The organism is Natronolimnobius sp. AArcel1, assembly GCF_011043775.1.
Classification (GTDB): Archaea; Halobacteriota; Halobacteria; order Halobacteriales; family Natrialbaceae; genus Natronolimnobius.
Map to the genome: position 1 here is coordinate 217,910 of NZ_JAAKXY010000006.1, position 23,359 is coordinate 241,268.

A 23,359-nucleotide genomic window follows, 5' to 3' on the forward strand; every position below is an offset into this window, starting at 1 on the left:
GTTTCCAATCGTGGGTTCTGAGCTGTCATACCACACTGTCCCGATGTACTGATTGCCACATCGGGGGGTCCCAGTTGCATCGACACTGACGGACCCAGTCCGCATCGGTCACCGCGTTGCCCGCCGACCGAAGACGAACACCAAGATTGCGAGTAAGATCACGCCCGAAGCGGTTTCTGCGACTGCGAGTACCTGTCCACCGCGGGTTGTCGGTCTGAAATCCCCGTATCCCAGCGTCGTAAACGTGAGCGCGCTGAAGTAGAGGCCGTCGAACAGCGAGATGGGATCACCGCTGTCTCCAACCCGCTCGATGAGGTCGAACACCCAGTACGCCAGTCCACAGAGGACAACCGTGAGCGTCCCCGTTCCAAGCACGCGCCACGGGCTTTCGCCGTATCTGGCGACGACACTCGGTACGATTGACCGACAGACCATTTGCCAGTCGGCCTCCCGTCGATACTGCCGCAACTGAATATCTTTCCGCCCGAGAAAACACTGACTTGCCAGCCGTGAGAGGCTGTTCTCACGGGCCAGCGACTCGAGAGTTCCGTACGTCTCGGCGGCTTTTTCCACGGCGTCTCCCTCGTTCGGCGCTCCACCGTCTGCAGTGACGGTCTCACCCATCTGGGGATACCGAGGGTCGTACACACAGTACGGTAGCATTCCACCGCGAGCCACCGTCTTGATGCGCTGAAGGAAACTCCCCTGGAGCGCCGACTCGGCGGGAGAATAGAGGTGTTGGAGTCGCCCGTCTGTCGTTGTTTCCGGCCAGAACCGCGTTTTGCGATTGATTCGTGCATCGCCGAGCAACGCGCCGTACAGGGCGGCACCGACGAGGTCTGCATCCAGCAAATAGGCCCTGCTAAGCCGTGCACCTTCGAACGAAGCCCCGGTGAGGATCGCTCCTGACAGATTGGCTCCTGACAGATCCGCTCGGTTGAAGGTCGCTCGAGACACGTCGCCGTCGCCCGTAAAATCGGCCCCGGCGAAGTTCACATTTGAGAGATCGGCCCGATCGAACGTTGCGTTCGCGGGGAACCTGGCGTCGCTAAAGTCTACACCGGCCAGAAACGTCACGTCGCGACAGTCGAGTCGGTCGCCGAAGACCGGCGTTCGGTCGCGAGTGCGTCCGGTCGTCTCTGTCGACTGGCCGTCGGCCGGCGTCTCCAGAAACGTCGGCTCATGACGGAAGGTCGCCCCGCTGAAGTCGAACCGACCTCGTGTCCAGTCATCCGCGGTAAGTGCGAACGTAGATTCCATCTGCCCGCCGGCAAACGAGAGGTCCGTGGTCGAATCGAATTGCTGCTCGCGAAACGACGTTTCGGAGCGAAAGATGACGTTGGCGAACGAGATCTGGCCGTTCCAGTCCATCTCGTCGAACTGCGCGCGCCCGGTTCCCGCGGTGGTGAACCTCGAGTCAGCGAACGTCAGCGTTCCCTCGTCCTCGATGAGGTCTGCGTCGACGAACAAAATACTCCCATCGCCGTCAGTTTCGAACCGTGACTTGGCGAACGTCACCGTTCCGCCGTCAGCGCGAAATTCCACGCCGGCAAACGAGATGCTCTGGGCTCCGGTCGTCATGAACGTCGCCTCCTCGAACGAGGTCCGTCCGCCGGATGCGGTAATGTCTGCATCGTCGAAGAACAGCCGATTCGATGCCTCAAACGTCGTTTCATCGAACGAGATCCCCGTGTCGTCCGACGCGGAGAACGTTGCGTCTCGAAACGAGATGTTACTGCCGGCGAGGAACGCCGCGTCGTCGAACGACACAGTACCCGGTCCGCTGGGTTCGAACGTCGCATCGTAGAACGAAATGTTGGCGTCGCCTTCGGTGTGAAACCGTGCCTCGTCGAATCGAATGTCTCCGTCGCCGCGGGCCGAAAACGCCGTGCGGACGAAGCAAACGGTCCCACGTCCCGCGGTCGTAAACGACGCCTCGTCGAACGAGAGATTGCCTGACCCCTCGGTGCGGAACGTCGCATCATCGAACGCAACGCTACCGTCGTCATCGCCCGCGGCGACGAACGCCGTGTCGTGGAACGAAACCATCCCGCTCGAGGCGGGTGCGAACGTCGCATCGGCGAACGAGACGGGTCCTGCCGTCGCACGGAACGTCAGCCCGTGAACGAACACGTTACCTGCGTCAGCGGTCCTGAACGCTGTTTCCTCGAAGGAAATCCCCGCTTCTCCCTTGGCTAGGAAATCGGTGTCGTAAAACCAGATGTGACCCGCACCGGTTGCGTTGATCATCGCGCCGTCGAAGGAGACGCCCGAGGATGCGGTGACCGACGCGTTCCGAACTGATACTGTGCCGCCCGCCGCGGTCGTGAACACAGCATTGTCGAACCGAACGTCGCCGTTGCTCTCGGTGAGAAAACGCGCGCCATCGAAGACGATGTCGCCGTCACCGTCGGTCCTGAACGTCGCCTCCTCGAACGAAATGTCGCCGCCCGCAGCGGCGAACGTCGCACCAGCGAACGAAACCGGTTGCTCACCGGTCGTCCGTATCGTTGCCCCTTTGAACGAGACGTCGTCCTCGTCGCCTCGAAAGACGGCGTGATCGAACCGCAGATCCCGAGTCCCGTCCGCGACGATTTCGAGGTCGTCGGCCTCGAGCGAGGCGAACGTCGCGCCGACAAACTGGCCGCGGTGTTCCTGCCGGTCGTCCTGTGGGGCATCCCCGACCGCGTCGATTGCGCCCAGCAGCGCGGCTCGCTCGTCTACGTCGTCGGGGCGCTCGTCGGGTGGCGTATGAAAGATGCAGCGATGCTCGTCGTCGCTGCTCGAGTCGTCGACATCCGCGAGCGGCGGGTGAGGGCAGACCCAGACTGTCGTGTCAAGTCCACCGCGGTCCGGCTCTCTGTCGAGCATCCACTGCTCCTGGGTTTTCCCGTGCCACGTTTCCGGCTCACGTTTGCGAGCCACGTATCCACAGACGGTTTCGCTGTCGCACACGACCGATCGGTACGCAGAACCGCCGCATAACGCTTATCGCCGATCAACCGTTGATGGATCGGCTATGGATCGAAATCGGGTCCTAACCCCAGTCTTTCGAGATCGACGTGCTCGCGGACGAGCGCTGCTGCACGGTCGGCAGGTGTTTCTCTCGACTCCGTGCCAGTTGAGTCACATCCGTCAGTTCCACCCGGCGGCCACTCGACGCCCGCCGACGCCGCGACGGACTCGAGAAACGCCGTTCGAATCGGTGCGTTGTCGAACAGGCCATGCAAGTAGGTGCCACACACCTGTCCACAGGCCGCGCTTTCATCCTCGAGCGGGCTCGAAACGTCCCCAAGTGCCCGTGTTCGGCCGGCGTGAATCTCATAGCCTGTAACCATCTCGCCATCCGCGGCCGCGAGCAACGGGCTTGCGTCACCGTCGACCGAGACGGCGGTTCGCTCGAGACATTTGCTGTCCTCAAAGCGGGTTTCGACCGGGAGCAGTCCCAGTCCGGTGACTGTGTTGGCGTCATCGGTGCCCTCGAGTGCGGCGTTCGTGAGCCGCTCGCCCAGCAACTGGTAGCCACCACAGAGGCCGATGATTGGCCCCTCAAACGCCGAGATTGCGTCACCGACCGGCGACCCGCGGAGTGCGCGCAGGTCATCAACCGTGTTCTTCGTCCCCGGAACGACGACCGCATCGGCCCCAACGGCCTCGAGCGGATCATCGCTTCGAGTGTGCTCGCGCTCGAGCGGGACGAATACGACCGAGACACCCGGTTCACTCGCCAGCGCCTCGAGATCAGTCGCGTTCGAGAGTCGCGGGAGTCTCGGAACGGCGATTCGAACGCGCTGGTTGGCCGGGACCCCATCATCGTCACCGAGCGAACCACGCTCGTCCGTCGCAGGAAGCGAGACGCTGTCTTCTTCGGGGAGTCCGGGGTCGTCATACGGTATGATACCCAGTATTGGAACGCCAGTTCGCGATTCGATCTCCGCGATGCCGTCCTCGAGCAGCGACGGATCGCCGCGGAACTTGGTGATGACTGCGCCAACGACCTGCTCGCGCAACTCTGTTGGCATCAACTCGAGGGTACCGTAGAGGCTGGCGAAGGCACCGCCGCGTTCGATATCGACCAGTACGAGAATATCGGCGTCGGCGAAACGAGCCGTCTCAACGTTCGCCAAGTCGCGGTCATGGAGATTGATTTCGGCGATGCTGCCCGCACCCTCAGCAATGATAACATCGTTGTCGGCTGCCAGTCGCTCGTAGGATTCGACCGCGCGCTCGCGTGCGAACTCCCAATGGTTGTCGTAGTAGTGAGATGCTGGAACGTGCTCGCGGGCCTCGCCCTGAATAACGAGTTGGCTTTCGCCATCGCCGCGCGGCTTCAATAGAACGGGATTACAGTCCGTCGTCGCCGTCGTTCGCGCTGCTCGAGCCTGGACGAACTGCGAAACGCCGATTTCGCCCCACTGGGCACTCGAGTCGGCAGTCTCAGTCTCCAGCCCGTCGCTCGAGGGCGGGGACGGACTGGGAACGACTCGAGCGTTGTTACTCATGTTCTGTGCTTTGAAGGGTGCGACCGCTTTGTCCTGATCTGCAAGGAGGCGACAGAGACCGGCCGCGACGGTCGATTTGCCAACGTGGCTTGCAGTGCCAGCAACCAGCAGGGTGCGTGTCATCCGCGTACCAGACGCCACGCGGAGAGGGTGTATCGGCGTATCGGTTTCAGCCGTCGGTGACGCTATTCCTCATCGTGGGCTGGCTCCGGTGGCATGCCATCGTCATACGCAACCGCTTCGCCAGCGTGTGGCTCGATATGGCTCAGGATTTCGTGGGGAACGTAGCCGATGTTGTACCCCTCCTCGTTGTGCAAGACGATGCCGTGTTCGTACTCACGGAAGTCGTAGCAGTTGATTTCCTCGTAGGCGTTCCCGGGTTTGAACACTACTTTCATAGCTGCACTGACCACGGAGCAGCGGTTGCGCCTACTCCCTGCAGATGAAAGGTACTGTCAGGATTGACGATATGAGCCTCCACAACAACTTCCCCACGACCCACTGTCCTCCGAGTTGGATGGAGTCTCCTCAGTCGCTCGCAGTCCCTGCTCGGTACTGGCGTTCCCAGCGCGGCCCAGCCCAACTCGAGAGGGCGTAGCCAAGCGCGCCAACACCGAGACCGCCAACGGCGAGCGCCGCGGCGATTTCCGGTGTCGGTGCTGGGGTGACGAAACCGGCGACGAGCGCCGGGACGAGGGGGATGGCGATGCCGACGGTGAAGCCGGTAAAGCGGACCGAATCGAACAGGAACTCATTTGGATCGAAGCCGGCGATAGCGACCGTGAGCCCGTAGTAGTACAGGCCATAGCCCCCAAGCAGTATCGCACCGACGAGGGCGTCAAGCAGTGTGGCCTCGTACCAGAGCACTGCCGCGAGATACGGCACGGCAACGGCTGGCGCGCCGACGAGGACGAACGCGAGCCGCTTCGCCCGAAACACGTCTGTGATCGAAACCGGGTAGATTCGATACGCCTCGAGCGAGTCGAACTGGGTCAACCAGTTGTAGGTCGTAAACGCCGAAAGCCCGAGGACGCCGCCAAAGAGGATTCCCGGCGCGGGTTCGATGCCGGTGATCGACTCGACGACGCCGACGAGGCCGACGACGAGCGCGAACAGGATGCCAGCCGAGACGAACGGCTTCCAGACGCCGCCAGCCGACCGCGTGAGATCGAGGAGGCTCTTCGCGACGAGCGCGTCAGTTCGCGATCCGGTCGGCAACCGGTCGCGAATCCGGCCGAATCGGTCGCCCGCTACAACTCTCTGTGTGGGACGGCCATCCGTCGGATTGAACGCGCAAATCGCTCCAATGCTGATGACACCGGTTCCAAGAGCGAGGACGACTGCCGTCGACAACGAGCCCGACATCGGGACGACCACGCCTCGAGCGGGTTCGAGGAGCCCGGTTGTCCACACACCAATAGCGAGGATCACGCCCGTCAGGCCAATGACCCAGACAGGGACGTTCCGGCTGCGTGCGGCGATTAGCGCGACGGTCACTGCCATTCCCGCGGCAAAGACGAGCGTCAGCGAGAGCCACAGTAGGGGCACGCCGGTGAGTACCGGGAATGGGAGCGTCCCGGTCGCTGCGAGCGGGACGGCAGCCAGCGCCATCGGGAGCACGACGACGAGGGCGTAAAACAGCAGATCCTTCAACAAAAAGAGTCCAAGCAATCGTCGGCGCGAAAGCGGTAGCGTTCCCGCCGTCGACAACACGAGCGAGAGCCGCCCGAAGACGTTCTCGAGCATCGACGACCCCGCGAAGGCGGCCGTGCCGCTGTAGAGACCGAATCCGAGTGCGAGTACGTGCAAACCAGTGATGATGGTTCCCGAGGCGGTTCCAGTCGTTTCGAGGGCGAGGACGCCGCCGGTTGCCAGCGCGGCGATAACAACCGGGAAGCCAGCGAATCGCCAGCCGCCAAAGAGGCGGACGTGGAGTCGCCACTCTTCACGGACTAACGCGGCGAACAGTCTCCGGGTCGTTGCGCCTCCGGTTGTCTGGCCCATCGCGCTCATGGCTGTGGCCGCGACTGTCGGTCGGGTGGCGCTGTCTCAGCGTCGAGAACAGGCATGTCCCGCGCCGCCTCCGCATCGACGTGCTCGAGAAAGACCTCGAGCAGCGATGTCTCCGATGGGGCGTCTTCACCAGTTTCATCGTTACTATCGGTGCGACCATCGGCGGAGAGGGTTCGCTCGGTCACGATCGTCCCGTCAGCGACGATGCCGACCCGCGTACAGATTTCCTCGGCGACGTCGATGTTGTGCGTCGAGACGAAAACGGCGTTGTCATCGGCTGCGTACGCGGTGAGAAAGTGTTTGACCTGCTCTTGAACTAAGGGGTCGAGGTTCGCGAGTGGCTCGTCGATCAGAACGAGATCCGGATCGTGGATGAACGCCTGTGCGATCATCACCTTCTGTTGCTGGCCCCGCGAGAGATCCGTATGCAACGTCTCGAGTTTCCCGCGAAAGCCGAGTCGATCTGCCCAGTGGTCGATCGCATCCGCGATTGCCGCTGGCTCGAGATCGCGGACGTCGCCGACGAACTCGAGGTACTCACGCGGTGTGAGAAAGCTCGGCGGTGAGCCGCGCTCAGGGACGATTCCGACGCGGCGGCGCGTTTCGATCGGGTCGGCTATCGGATCGGTTCCGAGGACGCGAATCGTCCCCGAATCCGGCTCGAGTTGACCTGTCAACGCCTGGAGCGTCGTGGTCTTTCCGGCACCGTTCGGGCCGAGAAAGCCGAACACCTCGCCGCGGTCGACGTGAAAATCCATCTCATCGACCGCCTGCACGCTCCCATAGGACTTGCAGAGTCCATCTACCTGTATCGTGCCCATTCAGCGGCACTTATCAACGATCGGTAATAACTATGCTGGCATCGGCAGTTGGCGTGACACACTGGAAATTTGGGTCGGTGACTGCGTTATACTGCCGGACAAAACGAGTTACAGATTTTCGACCGAACGGCTGGTCGAAAATATGTACTGACTTTTGTCTGGTAGTATTAGAACTCCGTTCCCTGCCGGGCGCGCTGGCCGTGGTCGATCGGATGGCGATCTTTCCGAACGTTCGTCAGGAGGTCGACGTGATCCTCGAGATATGCTGGCTTTTCGTGACTGCCTGAAAGCACTAGTTCGAGATTGTCGGGTTTTTCCTCGATCAACTCGAGGACGTCATTCTCTTCAATTAGCCCGCGGTCAGCAGCGTACAGCACCTCATCGAGGATCAGCATGTGAACGCCGTCTTCGGGCGGCCCGTCGAGATCGAGCGGTGCCGTGAGGTCGGCGGTATCGGCTGCCTCGAGTAGTTCTCGTGCGCGCTCGAGTCCAGCCTGTGCTTCGGCTTCGTGGCCCTCGTCGTCACTGCCGTCGGCCATGCCATGCCAGCCGTAGTGGCCGAGGTTTTCGTAGCTGATTCCGGGGAGTGCGTCGATGGTGTTGTACTCGCCACGGACAGCGTCGACGCTCGAGGCACCGCCTTTCATGAACTGCAGGAGGTGGACGCGATAGCCGTGTCCAGCGGCGCGGACGCCCATTCCGAGTGTCGCGGTTGTCTTGCCTTTGCCATCGCCCCACCAGGCTTGGACGAGACCGAACTCTTCGGGAGCGTCGGGTTCAATAGGCGCTGCTTTGGGAGTCTGACCACCGCCGGGTGTGTTCTCGATCGGTGACTCGATGGACTGATCGTCGCTCATACCGTCGCCCTCGCGTCGATGGCACATGTAGCCACCGACTGCGTATCTCTTGGCACTCGAGTCAGCCAAGTGACCAAACGTGTCTTTACGCTCCGACCCTAACGTGTTCGCAGTTCATGCCACTCGAGTGGTCGCGGATTGCTGACGACGGCGAGGATACTGGCCCCAGCCTCGAGACGGTCGTCGCTGTGCTCGAGGACGATGACTGCCGGCAGATTATTGCCGTACTCGAGGAGCCATTGACAGCCGAAGCGATCGCCGACGCGGCGGGGATTGCGCTCTCGTCGACGTACAAAAAGCTCGATCGACTGGTGGACGCCGGGTTAGTTGAGAAGACGACTGGCGCTCGTCAGGGTAGGAAGCAGACAGCGCACTACATTACTGCGGTCGATCGGATTGCGATTGGACTTGAGGATGATCGGTCATTCCGTATCGACATCGATCAGTCCGCGTCGCTCCCGTTTTGGCTTTCACAGTGACTGGGGTCCCTAGTGACTGCGCGACTGAGACGGTGTTTCCGCACGGACAACAGCCCCTAGGTACACTGCGATGGCGACGATCACGATCGTCCCGCCAGGGCGGAGACTGTACTGCCAGGAGAGCCAGATACCGCTGAGGACGGCGAACTCGCCGATGACGATTGCGGTGTACAGTGTCTCTCGAAAACTGGTGGCGAGCAATGAGGCTGCAGCGACGGGGACGACGAGCATCGCGGCGACGAGGATTACGCCGAGAATCTGCATCGCGCCGACGACGACCAGCGCGGTGAGGACGATTAGCAGGCCGTTGTACGCTGAAACGGGGATACGAGCGACACGGGCGGCGCGTTCGTCGAACGTAATAAACAGCAGTTGCTTGTACGCAAGCGCAACGACGCCGACAACGACGAGACTCAACACCGCCATCAGCGTGACGCTGCGCTCGTCAGTCACGGAAATGTTCCCGAACAGGTAGCTGTTGATGTCGACGAACGCGAAGCCGCCGCCGATGTCGATAAACAGTGTGCCAAGCGCAAAACTGCCGGTGAGCATGATCGCAATCGGAACGTCGCCGTACGCGCCGGTGCGAGTCGCAAGCAGTTGGACGCCGAGCGCGCCGACGATCGCTGCAGCCAGCGCGACGACCAACAGCCGCGCGCTCCAGCCAGAGGCCGCAAACAATAGTGTTCCGAACGCAACGCCGGCAAACGCCGTATGCGCAAGCGTTTCCCCAATAAGCGCCATCTCACGGTGAACAAGGAACGTCCCGATCACTGGCCCGACGATCCCGATGAAGACACCGACCGTGACCGTGTTCCACATGAATCGATAACAGGCCAGTTCCGTCCCGAGGATCCGGCCTGCGCTACAGCCCGCGTCGAAGAATCGATCGGGAACCACTCCGAACGCAAGCGGGAGAAAAAGAGCCACAACAGCGACGCCGATGACGCCAAGCAGCGCTCGCAGAAGCAGCCCCAGTGATCGTCTCATCGGTGTGTACTCGTAGGCATCACGCTCTCGAAAGTCGTCCGTCGGGTCTGTCTCGAGTCCGAAGTAGTCCGTTGATGGTCGATTTTGGTGGGTCTCACTCGGCGCCGAGTGCGCGCTCGAACGCTGGCAGATTAATTGATTCCATCTGTCCGAGATAGCTTCCGTGGCCGTCTTCAACCCACTCTTCGACGACGCTTTCTGCCGGCGAAACCATCACGGTGTCGGTCGCCGTCTCAGCTTCGGCGACGATCGTTTCAGCGGTATCCGGCCCATCGAAGTAGTCCCAGAGGACGTACTCGAGGCCGTGTTCCTCGACGAACTCGACGGCAGCGGCGATCTCTCGGCCGCCCGGTTCGTCATCCGGAGAGAGTCCCACTGGCGTGTGGATTTCGAAGCCGTAGCGTTCGGCGAGATACTGAAAGGAGTCGTGGCCGGCGAGGACGACGTGGTCGTGCGCTCGGTCCGCGAGGGCGTGTTCGAAGCGCTCATCAAGCGCCTCGAGATCGTCAATATAGCTGGCTGCGTTGTCCTCGTAGACCGACTCATTGTCCGGATCGAGGTCGATCAGTGCGTCACGGATGGTTCTGACGCCATCCTGTGCCAGGACCGGATCGGCGAAGAACTTGGCGTCGTACTCGCCGTGTGCGTGATCGTGGTCATGCTCGTGACCATGGTCTGCCTCTCCATCACTGCCATCGCCAACGCGAACCGCAAGCGCTGGTGCCTCCCAGCCACCCGAGCCGTCGTCGAGCACGCGGAGGGAGACTGTCACCTCACCGTCCTCGAGACCCGAGAAATCGAGCGTGTCAGCAGCTGTCTCGACTGCGAGCGCGTCGCCGTCGACCTGTGCCTCGAGTTCGTACTGGTCGTCCTCGAGGTCGATGTCGCCGTCCGTTGTGTCGAGAAGCACGGTGACAGACATGTCATCGACCGGCACCTCGAGTGGGACGCCGTGCCAGTGGTCACCGTGTGCGTCCGCGACGCGTTCGCCGTCTTCGTTCTCGAGGTCGATCGCACGAATCGGGAGCGTGTTGTCGCTATCGTCGTAGTCGTGATCGGTATCACCGTGTCCGTGGTCGTGATCGTGTGCATGCGCGTGGTCGTCGTACTCGCGCAATTCGATCCCAGCCGCAGCATCGATCAGGACCACATCATCTTCGTGATCGGCTTCGACGCGTTCGATTGCCTCGTCGACCCAGGGCTGGAATCCCTCAACATCGAAGTAGACGAACGCATCGGATTCGACGACGTTCGGCAACATATCGGTCGTCGGCCCCCACTCGTGGCCGTGTTGACCAGATGGCACGGCGTTTTCGACCGTCCCTGCGTCGCCGATGACGTTGCGCGTAAACTCATAGAGGGTAAAAAACGAGGCATAGATATCGGTTCCGTCGGAAGTTCCGAGATCACTGCCATCGTCACCGAGTTCGCTGAGACAGCCGGCGAGGCTGCCAAGACCGGCAACACTCACACCACAAAGGATAGATCGTCGTGTGTTCACAATATCTCGCTCTCGTAGTGGATTCTACGCCAATCTGCCAACTTATATCCTCTGTTTCATACTAAATGGTGCCGTCTCGTGACGGATGGTCGGTCACGAAAACCGGGAGGCAATATCCGCTTCAGTGATGATGCCGATCGTCTCGCCTGCTTCCGTGATCATTACGGCTTTGTAGTGCTCGAGCAGGTTACTGATCTCGTCCAGCGTCGCGTCTTTCGAGACGGTCGGAAAGCTCTCGCTCATGTGTTCCTCAATGGGTTCGTCGCGGGCTTCGGAGTCGAGATGCACGAGATCGCCCTGGCTAATCGAGCCGACGGGGATTCCATCCTGAATCACCGCAAGCTGGGAGTAGGCTTCCTCTTCCATCTTTTGTGCGGCGACCTTGACCGCATCTGACGGTGCAACGTTGACGACGGCTTCGTTCATCAGATCTTTCGCACGGACAACGTCACTCTCTGCTTTCTCGAGGGCATTGACGATTCGACGCAGTGTCGAGAGTCGCGGATCGACGTCACCGCCTTCGATTCGGGCAATCAGTGGCTGGGAGACGTCGGCTTTCTCGGCAAGCTCACTCTGGGTCAGCCCGAGTTCGGTTCGGCGCTGGCGAAGATCAGCAGGCGTCGGAAGTTCCATACGAGCCAATAACTACCGGTTATCAAAAGTACTTTGGGTCGGTGGCAGTTGTAGCCACTCTCGAGGACTCGAGTGTGTCCCCAATACTGATTGAGTTGACAGTGCCACCGCTTTTGGAGTAGTACTGTCGGAAAACGTATGAAACGTTTCTCACTGGTGTCGCCGTCAGGCGACGGTCAGTTCGTTATTAGTTGCGGACGACGTTCGTCGCGCGTGGGCCCTTCGGGGCCTGTTCGATGTCGAATTCGATCTCGGTCCCTTCCGTCAGATCCTCACCGCCAACGTCCTCCATGTGGAAGAATACGTCGTCGTCAGCATCCTCTGTGTCGATGAAACCGTAGCCGCCTGTGTCGTTGAAGAAATCAACTTTACCGTTTGCCATTACAACTCTACAAATACCCACCACACGGTTAAGGCTTCCGCATCTGTCCGGAAATAGCTAGAAATGATTTGGGATTTTTCTATATGGTCTCCCTCTGGCGGCCATTTGTCTACCAGTGGTCGCCAATCCGCTGAGTCGTGTCCGATTCAGGTAGTCCACGGCTGTTTTCTGTGGAACCAGCACTTCTACTCAGCGCACTCACAGTCTCGCTACCAGAGACTGCACTCCAAGAGGTTTTACGTCTCTCCTGCGAACATTAGCTGTGGATTCTCACGATGTTCGGCGTCAGTGGGCAGACCGTTCCGGTGAGTACTCTCCGATGTACTACGCCTACTACGGCCCGAACGAAACGAGCGATGTCGTCCGCCGGATGCTCGAGCAGTTCGTCGACCAAGATGCACCTGTCCTCGAACTCGGGTGTAGCTCCGGCCGGCATCTCGCACATCTTCACGAGCACGGGTTCGAGGACCTATCCGGGATCGAACTCAACGACGACGCGCTCGCAGTGATGGAAGACGCCTACCCAGGGGTCGCCGGAGACGGCGAGTTCTACCTCGATTCGATCGAATCTGTCATCGGCGACTTTGCGGACGATCAGTTCAGTGCAGTTTACTCCGTCGAGACGCTCCAGCACCTCCACCCCGATACGACCTGGGTGTTCGATGAACTCTCGAGGATTACGGACGAGGTACTCATTACTGCCGAAATTGAAACGTGTGAAGACGACGATGCCGTCGAAGACGACGACACGGGTGTCACCTACGTTGACGAGGGGATGCCACTCTACCATCGAGACTGGGAGGCTATTTTTACTGACCGCGAGTTCGAAGCTGTCGCTGTCACGCAGGAACAACGGGATACAATTCGAACGTTTCGCGCACCGTCCTCGAGCGACGAGTAAGCCAGTCTGGTTCTGAGTGCTCTCTGTCCTGACTCGAGTCACACTGATGGCGCACAAAATGTGTTGGTTGCCGAACGCACGGCCAGTGAAAACTCGAGTGCCTCGTGCAGTGTTTTCGTCCTTACACTGCTCGTCTAGCACGCGAAACTGTCGCGTGCGCTCGTGCGTGCGTGTTTCTATTCGTCTTCTTCGCCGGTCTCGATGACCTGGAGAACCGACAGCGGCACGTCTCGAAGGGCGCCGCCGACCTCGCTTTTTGCGATTCGGGAGGCGTGTTCCTCGCCCTCCGCGTTGAAGACCTCCATCTCGAGGCCGAGTCCCACGAGCGCGGTCCCTGCGGCGACGAACGCGGAGTCGAAGGGTTCTCCGCAGGCGGGACAGCCCGTCGCGCCGACTTCGACCTCCACGTAGTCCATATTCTCGCTGTTGAGTCGCTTTCCGGCTTCGCTGACAGCGACACCGATTGCATCATCGATCGCATCAACGTCACGAACGAGCCATGCGGCTTCCATCGCGACGAGATAGTTTCCCATACGTGGATGTGGGGCCGAAGGGTTTCCTTCTTTGCGGTTCATCCCCGCCAGCAGGTGCATGCACATGCTAAACCCTGCCATAGGTCTGTGAGCGTGCGCACGAACGAGGGATAATGCGCATAAGTTACGAGAATTGGCCAGGTCAACTTCGGCCACCATAGCCGGATCCGGGAATGAATACAGTCCCAGTTGTCTCTCTTACAACTACAGTTGAATCGCACGACTGCGTCGACCTGATAGCTAATTTAAAACCGTTATAATTTTCGCTGTTCAGGAAAGCTTATATACAACCCTGGTCTCAGCCTCGCCTGAACGCTGATGATATCCCGCGTGTACCGCGCAACCCTGTTCGCACTGTATCAACTGTGCATTGTGGTCGGCATCACCATGATGCCGCTTGCCATCGCCGCCCGACAGGCTGGCTTCACCCTGCCAATCCACCGCCTCCTCGAGAACGTTGAGGACGCATACACCGCCGCCCAACCCTAATCACACAATCCCTTTTCGGCTGTTTTCACCCACGTAGCGACGTCGTTTGCGCTGCGTTGGTTTCGTCCACCCCTGTTGAGTCGTCGACTCTCGAGACATGATTGATAGCGGAAACGACGGTGGTGAACGCCGGTCTTTTATACCGTTCCGGTCGTAAGGTACGGTCAATGCGTACACCGAATCACAACACGGACTTCTACGGGACGGTCGATCAGTTGGCTGACGACACGGACCCGTACGCGCCTGAAGTTGGTCCAATGCCCCAGAACGACCTCTCGTTGAACGATCTGGACAACGTCAACAAGACCGGAACGACGACGATTGGCATCACGACGACCGACGGCGTCGTCATCGCGACGGACATGCGCGCCAGCCTCGGCGGCCGCTTTGTCTCGAACAAGAACGTCCAGAAGGTCGAACAGATCCACCCAAGCGGCGCGCTGACCCTCGTCGGTAGCGTCGGCGGCGCACAGTCGTTCATCTCGACGCTGCGCGCGGAAGTCAACCTCTATGAGTCCCGACGCGGCGACAAGATGAGCATCGACGCACTCGCGACGCTCGCCGGCAACTTCGCCCGCGGCGGCCCATTCTTCGCCATCCACCCAATTCTGGGCGGCGTCGACGACGAAGGCAGTCACGTCTACAGCATCGACCCAGCCGGCGGTGTCATGAAAGACGACTATACCGTCACCGGTTCCGGTATGCAACTCGCCTACGGTCACTTAGAGCAGGCCTACGAAGACGGTCTCTCGAACGACGAGGCGACGACCATCGCCGCCCGCTCGATCAAATCCGCCGCCGAGCGTGACACTGGCTCCGGGAACGGTGTCTTCCTCTGTGAGATCACCGAGGAAGGCGTCGACATCCACGGCCACCACGACTTCGACGAAGTCGTCTAAAGCGTAGTCTCACCCTCTTTTCTTCGAGACGCAGGTGTTGCGAGCCTGCCCTGTTGCTCGAGTCAGTGCTCCGTTCGCCTCGAGCGAGCGCGCCAGCAGTCGCTCACCGACTCGAAAATGGAACACTGCCGCCGAAATCGATACTGGGAGTCCCTACTCGAGGCGCGTCGACGCTTCGGCCTCGGGTTCAGGGTCGCGCTCTGTTTCGGTCGTTGGGTCCGTCTCCGCTGCCATCTCCAACTCCGGCATCTCGATGGCTTCTGCCTGGCCGCTCTCGCTCGAGCGGTAGATGGCGTCGATGACGCGCTGGACGAGCAGCGCCTCTTCGATTGTGTTCGTCTCCGGTTGGCGACCGGCTGCAATTGCAGAGAGGAACTGCTCATCTTGTTGTGCGTAGCCAGTGATCGACGGATCACCGGTCAGTTCGGTGTCCGCGTAGTGTTCGACGCCAGCCGTGCCGGCCTCGAGCAACTCGATGTCGGTATCACCGATATCGAACTGCGCACCGGCCTCGGTGCCACGAATCCGGAAGTCCATACTCTCCTCGCGGTTGGTTGCCCAGGCGGCCTCGAGTGAAATTGTCTGGCCGTCAGCGGTGCGGATGAAGGCGCTGACGGAGTCGTCGACCTCGTACGTTTCGGCTTCGGCGTCCCAGTTATCCCCAAAGCCGTCGGGATCGGCGTACTCCTCGCGGGTGCCGAACGTGGTGCGGGCAACGCCCGACACTTCGGTAATCTCCGGGAAGTCAAGCGTGTAGAGGGCAAGATCGAGCGCGTGGACGCCGATATCGAGGAGCGCGCCGCCACCGGCGAGGTCGGGATCGGTAAACCACGAGCCAGGACCGGGAACGCCGCGTCGGCGGACGTAGTTCGCTTCGATGTGGGTCAACTCGCCAAAGCGACCCCGTGCGTGTTGTTCACCGAACATTGCCATCGAGCCGGCGTGTCGGTTGTGAAAGCCGACCATACAGATCCCATCGCTCTGTTCGGCAGTCGCTGCGATGCGCTCGGCACTCTCGAGTGTGTGTGCGAGTGGCTTTTCGACCAGCACGTGACAGCCTGCCTCGAGTGCGGCGACCGTGATCGGTTCGTGGAATCGGTTTGGCGTCGTGACGATGACAGCGTCGACGTCGTCATCGACGACGAGATCCTCGTGGGTTTCGTACGTTGTCGCGCCGAATTCGCTGGCGAATCGGTCACGTTGTTCGGGAACTAGATCCGCGCCGGCGACGACGTCGCCGCCGAGTTCGTCAATACTTCGTGCGTGGAGGTGGCCCATACCGCCGAGTCCGACGATGCCGACACCGATTCCGGTGCCGATCACCGTGAAACACCTCGTTTCTGGGCTCGGAACGGACACTGTTGAGGAGAAAGCTGCCGTTTCGGTCCAGAATGTGTGCGGTCCCAGTTCATACAGACACGCAGGCAGCCACCGAAATAAGGGTTGTGACCGATCCCGCTCATTGTCACATAAACGGACACTACAGCGCCTTATACAGTCACTTTCGTTTTGATATCTCCGTGTCTGAAACGGAACGTAAACACTGATTATCGGGATCGACTACGGGCAGATGGATTATCGGTCACCACCGCGGTACAACCTCCCATCTCACCCACTGCGTTGCGTCTCCACTAGTTCAACGACTACCTCGAGTGAGACACCGGTTGCGGCCTCGAGACGCTCGCGAACGTCAGTAGCGACGTCGGTGGGGAGTTCCTCGCCGGGCGGATGCTCGACGAGAACGGTGACGACCGGCTGTCCATCGGAATAGACGTCGATGAGCTCGTACTCGACGGCGAGTTCCTGAAACGCCACGCCTTCAGCCGGTGGATCTGCGCTCATAACTGCGAGTTCGGTCTGGACGTCGTGTTCGACAGCGGCGGTCTGGTACGTACCGTAGGTGACGCCGCCGAGGACAGCCGTCAGAAGTAAAATTGCAACGCCGAGAACGAGCACTCGAGACTGCAGGCGACCGTAGGCCCGCTCGAGATCCGTCTCCTGGGCGGGTCGGTAGCCCGAGAGCCAGAGCAAGAGCAAGGCGGTGAGGTTGATCGAGAGCATGTTGACGAGGACGAGCGTCCCGGCAGTGATGACGACGGTTGGGTCGCCCCACGCAATGCCGAGTCCTGCGGTCGCGGCGGGCGGGATCAACGCGACAGCGATTGCGACGCCGACCAGCACGGAGCCAACGTCGCGAACGAGGCTGATGACGCCGGCGACGCCGGAGCCGAGTGCGAGAAACAGCGCGAGAATCGTCGGACTGATTCGCTCGTCGACCTGCGGAATCGTCGTGATATCGAGCCCGGGGGGCAACAGGACCGTGCCCCGGAGAATCCATCCGAGGACGGCTGCCGTCACGACGGCGAGGACGAGCCCGCTTATCTGGAGTGTGACACCACGCTGTGCGAGATTCTCGTCGTCGACGACAACACCGACGCTCGCGGCCAGTGCCGGCCCCATAAGCGGTGCGACGACCATCGCACCGATGATCGTCGCCGCCGAATCGAGCAACAATCCAGCGGTCGCAATCACTGTACTCACCACGAGCAACGCGTAGTACGTTGAGGCCGCCGGCGCGAGATCCGCCGCTCGAGCCTGTAACTCCTCGCGCGAAATTCGGGTACCGCTAAACTGTCCGTGGAGCTCCTCGGCCCGACTCGAGACGATGGTCTCCGCGGCGGTAACGACCGTATAGGCCTGCTCGTCGAGGCCGGCTTCCCGGAGCGCCTCGAGCAGTGGCTCGATGCCGGTTGGCGGTGCTGGAATCGAGACGATTGCCTCGAACTCGTCGTGACTCGTTTCCGCGGCGACGCCGTAATCGAGGCCGGTCGACTCGACCGTCTCGAGGACGAGGTCCAGTTCCCCCCGTGGAACGAACACCTGTACCAGACGCATACCGCTCAGACGACGGCTGCGGGGATAATCTGTGTGCCAGACTCACACACCGGTGAGAGTCACAGAAACGAGTGAAAGTCCGCCTTAGAACGTCTCTCGGCCGTCGTCAGTGATGACGCTCTCGAGCAACTCGACCGGCGTCGCATCGTAGTTTGGATTTGCGACACCGAAGCCCTCTGCGGGTTCGGGCATGACTTCGCTGCCTGGCCGATGCTCATTTTCGAAAACGAACCCTTCGGTGACGATCTTCGAGGCGGCTCCGAGGACGGTCACCGGCACCTCGAGTTGGGCTGCCGTCGCCGCAATCGGGAACGTGCCGACGCGGTTGTACAGCGTGTCGTCGACGATACAGTCCATGCCGACGATGACCCGATCACATTCCGGCAGATAGTGGCCGTGTGCGCTGTCGGTAATCAGCGTCGGCTCGACACCCTCGAGATCGGCGAGCGTGCGGGCGGTCTTGCGGCCGATGTAGCGCGGGCGCGCTTCGGTAACGTAGACGTCGAAGGTCTTGCCCGCCTCGACGGCCTGCTCGAGCGCTTCGATGATCGTCGAGGAGTAATCATGTGTCAGCAGCGTCGCGCTATCCTCGAGGGAGTCGACGGCGTTTTCGGCGGCTCGCTGCTTAGCCGATTCGACCCGCGAGATGACAGCGTCGATACGCTCCTGTGTCAGTTTCTTTGCCTCCGCGACGCTGTCCGGGTCGGCGTCTGCAACCGCCTCAACGACCGCCCGAACTGCGTTCTGTAACGACGCGTGCGAGGGATTCGCTCGTCGTAACACCGAGCCGTTGCGCTCAAGGTCGCGAACGTACTCTTCGACGGTGGCAAACTCCCGCTCGAGCAACTCCTCGAGTGCTCGGGTGGCGCGTACGGCGACTACCGAGGAGCTGTGTGTCTGCATTTCCTGGATCTCCTCGACCGTCTCGTCGATCATACTGCAACGGATTCCCGTCAGCGGCAAAGGTGTTCCGGGTATTGTCAGGCCTCGTGTCGGGTTGGGTGGACGAGCTATCCGTCGGACTCGAGGCCAAAAATCCGCTGAAGTTCCCGTTCGATTCGCTCACACAGTTCCTCGAGGACGGGCTCGAACTGCTCGTGGTCGGCGACAGAGCCGACGCGCTCCTCGAGATCGTCCGGAAGCTCGACGCGAAACTCGCCGTCGCCAGTGTAGAACGGCTCACTCTCGGCTAAGACCTTCCGGTCGATTGCCTTGAGCACCCGCGAGTCGTATCGGCCGTGGAGTTGGTTGTACGCACTCGAGTACGCCTCCTGCAGTTCGTCGAAGTAGTGGACGTACTTGTCCTCGAACTTGTCGGGGTCGAACTCGGTCGTGCCGTTGCTCATGCCCGACTCTGTGGCCGCGAGCGGGTAAACCTCCCCGGTTCAGGCTGCACCAAGTGGGCGACCGCAGGCTTACGGTTCACACGCGCGTAGGAGTATCCATGTCCGTCACCGTTCGATACACCTGTCCCTACTGCGACGCCGTCGTCAGCGTCGAGCGCGCACTCTCCCTCGCGGACCGGTCGGTCACCACGAGCCCCCAACCCGGCTGGGAGTACGCCGACCCGACCGACGACGACCTCGAGTCAGCCGATGGAATCGAGTTTCGCTGCGGCGAGGACGGCCCCGTCACCGATCTCGAGGGCGAGCCAGTCGAGGGCTGTGGGCGGCTCTTTTACCTGAATTTCGTGCGCTACGAGCAGGGCGTCGAACTCGAGCCGGATCCGCCGACGTATGGCGGGCCGCGATTCGATTTCAACGCGTAGGGTTCGAGTAGAGCAGTCCGGCGAACACAACTCTTTTCGACGCTGCGACGGACGATTCTGTATGGACGAAGCCGCTGTTCGCGACCGCCTCCGGACGGTCGATGATCCGGAACTCGGCGACGATATTGTCTCGCTCGGGCTCGTCAACGACATCAGCGTTGCGGAGGGCGAGGATGGCCCCGAAATCGCCATCGACCTTGCACTCGGTGCGCCTTACTCGCCAACCGAATCCGACATCGCCGCGGAAATTCGGGAGTTGTTCCTCGAGGATGGGATCGACCCTGATCTCTCGGCGAGCATTCCCGACCGCGACGACGTGGTGACCGACGAGCAGGTGTTACCGGGCGTCAAGAACGTCATCGCCGTCTCCTCGGGGAAGGGTGGCGTCGGGAAATCGACTGTCGCAGTCAACCTCGCGGCAGGACTGTCGCAGTTGGGTGCACGCGTCGGCCTGTTCGACGCGGACATCTACGGGCCGAACGTGCCGCGGATGGTCGATGCCGACGAGCCACCGGGTGCGACAGAGGACGAGACGCTCGTTCCGCCCGAAAAGTACGGCGTGAAGCTGATGAGCATGGCCTTCCTGACTGGCGAGGACGACCCCGTCATCTGGCGCGGTCCGATGGTCCACAAGGTCATCACGCAACTGACAGAGGACGTCGAGTGGGGCGCACTCGACTACCTCGTTGTCGACCTCCCGCCGGGCACCGGCGACACCCAGTTGACGATGCTCCAAACGATGCCCGTCACCGGCGCAGTGATCGTCACGACGCCACAGGACGTCGCACTGGATGACGCGCGCAAGGGCCTCGAGATGTTCGCCAAACACGATACCGTCGTGCTGGGGATCGCCGAGAACATGTCCTCGTTTGCCTGTCCCGACTGTGGCGGCCAGCACGATATCTTCGGCTCCGGCGGCGGCAAGGAGTTCGCAGACACCCACGAGATGCCGTTCCTCGGTTCGATCCCGCTCGATCCGAGTATTCGGGAAGGCGGTGATGGCGGGACGCCGACTGTGCTCGAGGACGACAGCGAAGCGGGTGATGCCTTCCGGATGCTCACTGAAAACGTCGCGAACAACACAGGAATCGTTCACCGACGCGGGGCGTCGCAGTCCCGTCGTAACGAGACTGCCTCTCGCTCGCCGGAGCAATGACGAGCGACGACGCCGACGGATCGTTCGACGCCGACCCGGACCCCGAACGCGTCGCGGTCCTGCGGGAGGTTGCAGATGACGTTCGCGGCGAGACGAGCGAGAGCAAGCAACTCGCGAACATCCTCTATCGCACCAGTGACCTCTACGACGAAGACGAGGAGACCACACCCGAGGAAATCGTTCGCAACGTAAAGTTCATTCTCGAGGTCAACGAGCGCGGCGGGCTGGGTCGCTGATCGGGCGGCCCCAAAGGCGGGTATCGGAGGCGCTCGAGTGCCAGTCGCGTCGTTTTTACTCTCGGCGCTCGAGACTCGAGTGTGGACGCGAATCAGCAAACCTGGGCGAACCCGTTCAATATGGACGAGGCGTGTCGGAACTGTCCCGAACTCTGTGAGCCGCGCACGCAGGTCGTCCACGGCTACGGCGATGTGGGTGCCGATTTCCTGTTCGTCGGCGAACGCCCCTCGGCGGCGGCCGACGAGACGGGCATTCCGTTCGTTGCGAGTCCGGACGATGCGGACGGCAACGCCGAAGATAGCGACGGTACAGGCGATAACGGCGGACTCCGGCGCATCCTCGAGCGTCTCGCACTCTGTGATGCAACGTCGCCAGCCGAGCGACCGGAACTCGAGAACGTCTATCTGACGAATCTCACGCGGTGTCGCGACCCCGAGCGGCCGCCGACGGACGAGGAAATCGGCACCTGCGAGCCGTATCTCAACGCCGAAGTTCGGATGATCAACCCCGAAATTTTGATTCCGGTTGGCGAGCGCGCGCTTGCAGAACTGGGCACGGAGTATACGACGACGCCGGTCGACGAACTCGAACTGCCCGACGCTCACGCGACGACGATCCGTGGTCGGGGCTTCGAACTCGTCCCAATGATCAAGCCGCGAGACCAGACGGACGAGCAGACACAGACCTGGCTCGAGCACTTCGTGTCGCTGATGGCGTCGGATTATCGCCAGACGAAGGGCCGACAAGAACGGTAAGTTGCTTCTGTCACTTCGGATTCGTCCGTGACTACCAGTATGGCGTCGACAGCCAGTGCCCACCTCGAGCGCCCAGTGCGATCAACGCGCCGACGACACCGACTGTCAGCACGACAGTTGCCACAGTTGGAGCGAGTAACTCGCTGGCAGGCTCGAGGGCGTAGCCGTCTGCGAAGCCATAGATGCCGATTACTGCGAGCCCGAGGATGCTCGCAATGGCGAAGGTGCTGGTGAGGGTTCGGTTGTTCATGGTCTCTCTTCTCGAGCAAGTCGGATAACTCTCAGCGTCGGCGCGTGCACCATGAAGCGCCGCGTTCAAGGCCGGCCGTGCCGGATGGTCGGCTATGATTGTCGTCGTTCCCGTCACCACACCTCGAGCGGGCCATGTTCTGTCCGCACTCGTTGAGTCGACACCGGTGAGTGCCTCGGAGGCTGCGATGCTGTACGAAGCCGCAGTCAGCGACGTGTTGCGCGCAGCAGCGGCGAGCGGTGGCACGCTGCTGGTGAACTACCGTGACGAGGAGACGCTCCCCGAGTCGGTCGTCTCAGAACTGGAATCAGACCCAGAAACTGTCATCCGAGAACTCGCTGCAGCCGCACTCGAGGACACCGAGGACGTCCGATTCGAGCGCCAGGTCGGCTCGACGCACGCTGCGCGAGTTGGAAATACTGTCACGCACTTGCTCGAGCGCGAGGAGGTCGACACTGTGGGCGTGCTCGAGCCGACGGCCCCGCTCGTAGAACGCTCGCAGGTCGACGGCGCGGCGATGTCCCTGCGGAGACACGATGTTGTGCTTGGACCGTCTTCTGGCGGGCGGACGTATCTCGCAGCGTTTACCAAGCCGATTGATTTCACCGATGCGTACGCGCCCCCATCGCTGTCGACGCTCGCCGAGCGGACGAAAACGGCCGGGCTGGGACTTGGCTTCGCGCCGATGGTACCGACGGTTGCGACCGAGTCCGGTCTCTGTGCAACCCTCGCGGCGCTCGAGGCGCGTGCGGAGACGGATCGGCCGGGCGCGCCGGCGACTGCCGCAGCGCTCGAGGAGATTGGGATGGAAGTAGGTGGGGACGAGTCACTCGAGCGGCGAGAGACCGACAACTCTTTTTAATCGGGCCGGATACTCATGGGTGCGGTGGGGTAGCGAAGCGGCCCAACGCGCCTGCCTTGAGAGCAGGTGGCTGTATAGCCTCAGGGGTTCGAATCCCCTCCCCACCGTTTTCTCACGAGTACTACGCGACGAGCGCAGCGAGGAGCGTCGCGAGTGAGAAAACGAAACGGAGGGATTTGAATCAGACCGAGGTTCTGCGAACGCAGTGAGCAGGTTCTCGGGCGTGGTTCAAATCTCCTCTCTACCATTTTCGCGACGAACAATACGTGAGGAGCAAAGCGGATATAGGGAGATTTGAATGAGGCCAGTCGCGCGCAGCGAACGGCGCAGCCGTGAGCGAGCACGTCTGGACGTGGTTCGAATCCCCTCCCCACCATCGTTCCTCCCAAATTTTGTGAAGAGCACCGATTGCTCGAGTAGGCTCATCTCCCGCGAC

General features: G+C 61.2%; 25 protein-coding genes and 1 tRNA gene. 10 read left to right on the forward strand and 16 right to left on the reverse strand.

Features of this window, described 5'->3' with window-relative positions:
- Positions 1-108 precede the first annotated feature (108 nt).
- The 6 genes from G6M89_RS22820 to G6M89_RS18750 all read right to left on the reverse strand — a co-directional run bounded on the left by G6M89_RS22820 (position 109) and on the right by G6M89_RS18750 (position 8,193).
- Complete coding sequence (locus G6M89_RS22820) at positions 109-2,955, reverse strand: ion channel (protein ID WP_165163428.1); 2,847 nt, start codon at positions 2,953-2,955, stop codon at positions 109-111.
- Between the two features lie 62 nt (positions 2,956-3,017).
- Positions 3,018-4,625: a cobyric acid synthase gene (locus tag G6M89_RS18730; RefSeq protein ID WP_165163429.1), complete on the reverse strand. Its 1,608-nt coding sequence runs from the start codon at positions 4,623-4,625 to the stop codon at positions 3,018-3,020.
- A gap of 62 nt (positions 4,626-4,687) precedes the next feature.
- Positions 4,688-4,900: a hypothetical protein gene (locus tag G6M89_RS18735; RefSeq protein WP_165163430.1), complete on the reverse strand. Its 213-nt coding sequence runs from the start codon at positions 4,898-4,900 to the stop codon at positions 4,688-4,690.
- 130 nt (positions 4,901-5,030) lie between these two features.
- A complete protein-coding gene (locus tag G6M89_RS18740) occupies positions 5,031-6,515 on the reverse strand; it encodes a hypothetical protein (protein WP_165163431.1) in 1,485 nt (494 codons plus the stop codon).
- Positions 6,512-7,336, reverse strand: coding sequence for an ABC transporter ATP-binding protein (locus G6M89_RS18745; RefSeq protein ID WP_165163432.1), 825 nt, complete (start codon positions 7,334-7,336; stop codon positions 6,512-6,514). The genes G6M89_RS18740 and G6M89_RS18745 overlap by 4 nt, the downstream gene beginning before the upstream one ends.
- Before the next feature lie 167 nt (positions 7,337-7,503).
- Positions 7,504-8,193, reverse strand: a complete 690-nt coding sequence (locus G6M89_RS18750; RefSeq protein WP_165163433.1) for a cob(I)yrinic acid a,c-diamide adenosyltransferase — start codon at positions 8,191-8,193, stop codon at positions 7,504-7,506.
- A gap of 116 nt (positions 8,194-8,309) precedes the next feature.
- Here G6M89_RS18750 and G6M89_RS18755 point away from each other — a divergent pair, with 116 nt between their 5' ends.
- On the forward strand, positions 8,310-8,672 hold the full coding sequence (locus G6M89_RS18755; protein WP_165163434.1) for a winged helix-turn-helix domain-containing protein: 363 nt from the start codon (positions 8,310-8,312) through the stop codon (positions 8,670-8,672).
- Between the two features lie 9 nt (positions 8,673-8,681).
- On the opposite strand, the gene G6M89_RS18760 is transcribed toward G6M89_RS18755, so the two are convergent.
- From G6M89_RS18760 to G6M89_RS18775, 4 genes are all read right to left on the reverse strand, one after another.
- Positions 8,682-9,662 carry a metal ABC transporter permease gene (locus tag G6M89_RS18760; protein ID WP_165163435.1) on the reverse strand — a complete coding sequence of 327 codons (981 nt, stop codon included), beginning with the start codon at positions 9,660-9,662 and terminating at the stop codon, positions 8,682-8,684.
- A gap of 94 nt (positions 9,663-9,756) precedes the next feature.
- A complete protein-coding gene (locus G6M89_RS18765; RefSeq protein WP_343162663.1) occupies positions 9,757-11,133 on the reverse strand; it encodes a metal ABC transporter solute-binding protein, Zn/Mn family in 1,377 nt (458 codons plus the stop codon).
- A 123-nt stretch (positions 11,134-11,256) separates the two neighbouring features.
- Entirely contained in the window at positions 11,257-11,796 is a 540-nt protein-coding gene (locus G6M89_RS18770) for a CBS domain-containing protein (RefSeq protein ID WP_165163436.1), read from the reverse strand.
- A 187-nt stretch (positions 11,797-11,983) separates the two neighbouring features.
- On the reverse strand, positions 11,984-12,178 hold the full coding sequence (locus tag G6M89_RS18775) for a cold-shock protein (protein WP_054863537.1): 195 nt from the start codon (positions 12,176-12,178) through the stop codon (positions 11,984-11,986).
- Positions 12,179-12,440: 262 nt separating this feature from the next.
- Between G6M89_RS18775 and G6M89_RS18780 the strand changes: the two genes are divergently transcribed.
- Positions 12,441-13,079, forward strand: a complete 639-nt coding sequence (locus G6M89_RS18780; RefSeq protein ID WP_165163437.1) for a class I SAM-dependent methyltransferase — start codon at positions 12,441-12,443, stop codon at positions 13,077-13,079.
- A 176-nt stretch (positions 13,080-13,255) separates the two neighbouring features.
- Here the strand turns inward: G6M89_RS18780 and G6M89_RS18785 are convergent, their stop codons facing one another.
- On the reverse strand, positions 13,256-13,612 hold the full coding sequence (locus G6M89_RS18785; RefSeq protein ID WP_165163668.1) for a DUF555 domain-containing protein: 357 nt from the start codon (positions 13,610-13,612) through the stop codon (positions 13,256-13,258).
- Positions 13,613-13,930: 318 nt separating this feature from the next.
- On the opposite strand from G6M89_RS18785, the gene G6M89_RS18790 reads away from it, so the two are divergent.
- A complete protein-coding gene (locus tag G6M89_RS18790; RefSeq protein WP_165163438.1) occupies positions 13,931-14,101 on the forward strand; it encodes a hypothetical protein in 171 nt (56 codons plus the stop codon).
- A 167-nt stretch (positions 14,102-14,268) separates the two neighbouring features.
- The gene (gene psmB / locus G6M89_RS18795; RefSeq protein WP_165163439.1) at positions 14,269-15,000 is read left to right on the forward strand and encodes an archaeal proteasome endopeptidase complex subunit beta; all 732 of its coding nucleotides are present in this window, start codon (positions 14,269-14,271) and stop codon (positions 14,998-15,000) included.
- Positions 15,001-15,153: 153 nt separating this feature from the next.
- Here psmB and G6M89_RS18800 read toward each other — a convergent pair whose 3' ends face one another.
- The 4 genes from G6M89_RS18800 to G6M89_RS18815 form a co-directional block, all read right to left on the reverse strand.
- Positions 15,154-16,323 (reverse strand): Gfo/Idh/MocA family protein, encoded by a 1,170-nt coding sequence (locus G6M89_RS18800; RefSeq protein WP_165163440.1) that lies wholly within the window; start codon positions 16,321-16,323, stop codon positions 15,154-15,156.
- A 285-nt stretch (positions 16,324-16,608) separates the two neighbouring features.
- Positions 16,609-17,895 carry a TIGR00341 family protein gene (locus G6M89_RS18805; protein WP_165163441.1) on the reverse strand — a complete coding sequence of 429 codons (1,287 nt, stop codon included), beginning with the start codon at positions 17,893-17,895 and terminating at the stop codon, positions 16,609-16,611.
- 84 nt (positions 17,896-17,979) lie between these two features.
- Positions 17,980-18,831 (reverse strand): translation initiation factor eIF-2B, encoded by an 852-nt coding sequence (locus tag G6M89_RS18810; protein ID WP_165163442.1) that lies wholly within the window; start codon positions 18,829-18,831, stop codon positions 17,980-17,982.
- 74 nt (positions 18,832-18,905) lie between these two features.
- On the reverse strand, positions 18,906-19,241 hold the full coding sequence (locus G6M89_RS18815; RefSeq protein WP_165163443.1) for a DUF5783 family protein: 336 nt from the start codon (positions 19,239-19,241) through the stop codon (positions 18,906-18,908).
- Between the two features lie 98 nt (positions 19,242-19,339).
- Between G6M89_RS18815 and G6M89_RS18820 the strand changes: the two genes are divergently transcribed.
- The 4 genes from G6M89_RS18820 to G6M89_RS18835 all read left to right on the forward strand — a co-directional run bounded on the left by G6M89_RS18820 (position 19,340) and on the right by G6M89_RS18835 (position 21,811).
- A complete protein-coding gene (locus tag G6M89_RS18820; RefSeq protein ID WP_165163444.1) occupies positions 19,340-19,663 on the forward strand; it encodes a hypothetical protein in 324 nt (107 codons plus the stop codon).
- Between the two features lie 61 nt (positions 19,664-19,724).
- The gene (locus tag G6M89_RS18825; protein WP_165163445.1) at positions 19,725-20,819 is read left to right on the forward strand and encodes an Mrp/NBP35 family ATP-binding protein; all 1,095 of its coding nucleotides are present in this window, start codon (positions 19,725-19,727) and stop codon (positions 20,817-20,819) included.
- Positions 20,816-21,055, forward strand: a complete 240-nt coding sequence (locus G6M89_RS18830; RefSeq protein WP_165163446.1) for a hypothetical protein — start codon at positions 20,816-20,818, stop codon at positions 21,053-21,055. Before G6M89_RS18825 ends, G6M89_RS18830 begins: the two co-directional genes overlap by 4 nt.
- Positions 21,056-21,136: 81 nt before the next feature.
- Positions 21,137-21,811 (forward strand): uracil-DNA glycosylase, encoded by a 675-nt coding sequence (locus tag G6M89_RS18835; protein ID WP_343162664.1) that lies wholly within the window; start codon positions 21,137-21,139, stop codon positions 21,809-21,811.
- 31 nt (positions 21,812-21,842) lie between these two features.
- On the opposite strand, the gene G6M89_RS18840 is transcribed toward G6M89_RS18835, so the two are convergent.
- Positions 21,843-22,061 carry a hypothetical protein gene (locus G6M89_RS18840; RefSeq protein WP_165163447.1) on the reverse strand — a complete coding sequence of 73 codons (219 nt, stop codon included), beginning with the start codon at positions 22,059-22,061 and terminating at the stop codon, positions 21,843-21,845.
- Positions 22,062-22,155: 94 nt separating this feature from the next.
- On the opposite strand from G6M89_RS18840, the gene G6M89_RS18845 reads away from it, so the two are divergent.
- Positions 22,156-22,923, forward strand: a complete 768-nt coding sequence (locus G6M89_RS18845; protein ID WP_165163448.1) for a hypothetical protein — start codon at positions 22,156-22,158, stop codon at positions 22,921-22,923.
- A gap of 23 nt (positions 22,924-22,946) precedes the next feature.
- Positions 22,947-23,030, forward strand: a tRNA-Ser gene (locus G6M89_RS18850).
- The last annotated feature ends 329 nt before the right edge of the window (positions 23,031-23,359 follow it).

Excerpts from the sequence above, each read along its gene's own strand:
- G6M89_RS18845 (WP_165163448.1), top strand. The coding sequence starts at position 22,156 with ATGATTGTCGTCGTTCCCGTCACCACACCTCGAGCGGGCCATGTTCTG.
- G6M89_RS18775 (WP_054863537.1), bottom strand. The coding sequence starts at position 12,178 with ATGGCAAACGGTAAAGTTGATTTCTTCAACGACACAGGCGGCTACGGT.
- G6M89_RS18770 (WP_165163436.1), bottom strand. The coding sequence starts at position 11,796 with ATGGAACTTCCGACGCCTGCTGATCTTCGCCAGCGCCGAACCGAACTC.
- G6M89_RS18805 (WP_165163441.1), bottom strand. The coding sequence starts at position 17,895 with ATGCGTCTGGTACAGGTGTTCGTTCCACGGGGGGAACTGGACCTCGTC.
- G6M89_RS18740 (WP_165163431.1), bottom strand. The coding sequence starts at position 6,515 with ATGAGCGCGATGGGCCAGACAACCGGAGGCGCAACGACCCGGAGACTG.
- G6M89_RS18790 (WP_165163438.1), top strand. The coding sequence starts at position 13,931 with ATGATATCCCGCGTGTACCGCGCAACCCTGTTCGCACTGTATCAACTG.
- G6M89_RS18830 (WP_165163446.1), top strand. The coding sequence starts at position 20,816 with ATGACGAGCGACGACGCCGACGGATCGTTCGACGCCGACCCGGACCCC.
- G6M89_RS18755 (WP_165163434.1), top strand. The coding sequence starts at position 8,310 with ATGCCACTCGAGTGGTCGCGGATTGCTGACGACGGCGAGGATACTGGC.
- G6M89_RS18825 (WP_165163445.1), top strand. The coding sequence starts at position 19,725 with ATGGACGAAGCCGCTGTTCGCGACCGCCTCCGGACGGTCGATGATCCG.
- G6M89_RS18760 (WP_165163435.1), bottom strand. The coding sequence starts at position 9,662 with ATGAGACGATCACTGGGGCTGCTTCTGCGAGCGCTGCTTGGCGTCATC.
- G6M89_RS18745 (WP_165163432.1), bottom strand. The coding sequence starts at position 7,336 with ATGGGCACGATACAGGTAGATGGACTCTGCAAGTCCTATGGGAGCGTG.
- G6M89_RS18750 (WP_165163433.1), bottom strand. The coding sequence starts at position 8,193 with ATGAGCGACGATCAGTCCATCGAGTCACCGATCGAGAACACACCCGGC.
- G6M89_RS18785 (WP_165163668.1), bottom strand. The coding sequence starts at position 13,612 with ATGGGAAACTATCTCGTCGCGATGGAAGCCGCATGGCTCGTTCGTGAC.
- G6M89_RS18815 (WP_165163443.1), bottom strand. The coding sequence starts at position 19,241 with ATGAGCAACGGCACGACCGAGTTCGACCCCGACAAGTTCGAGGACAAG.
- G6M89_RS18840 (WP_165163447.1), bottom strand. The coding sequence starts at position 22,061 with ATGAACAACCGAACCCTCACCAGCACCTTCGCCATTGCGAGCATCCTC.
- psmB (WP_165163439.1), top strand. The coding sequence starts at position 14,269 with ATGCGTACACCGAATCACAACACGGACTTCTACGGGACGGTCGATCAG.
- G6M89_RS18735 (WP_165163430.1), bottom strand. The coding sequence starts at position 4,900 with ATGAAAGTAGTGTTCAAACCCGGGAACGCCTACGAGGAAATCAACTGC.
- G6M89_RS18820 (WP_165163444.1), top strand. The coding sequence starts at position 19,340 with ATGTCCGTCACCGTTCGATACACCTGTCCCTACTGCGACGCCGTCGTC.
- G6M89_RS18810 (WP_165163442.1), bottom strand. The coding sequence starts at position 18,831 with ATGATCGACGAGACGGTCGAGGAGATCCAGGAAATGCAGACACACAGC.
- G6M89_RS18730 (WP_165163429.1), bottom strand. The coding sequence starts at position 4,625 with ATGACACGCACCCTGCTGGTTGCTGGCACTGCAAGCCACGTTGGCAAA.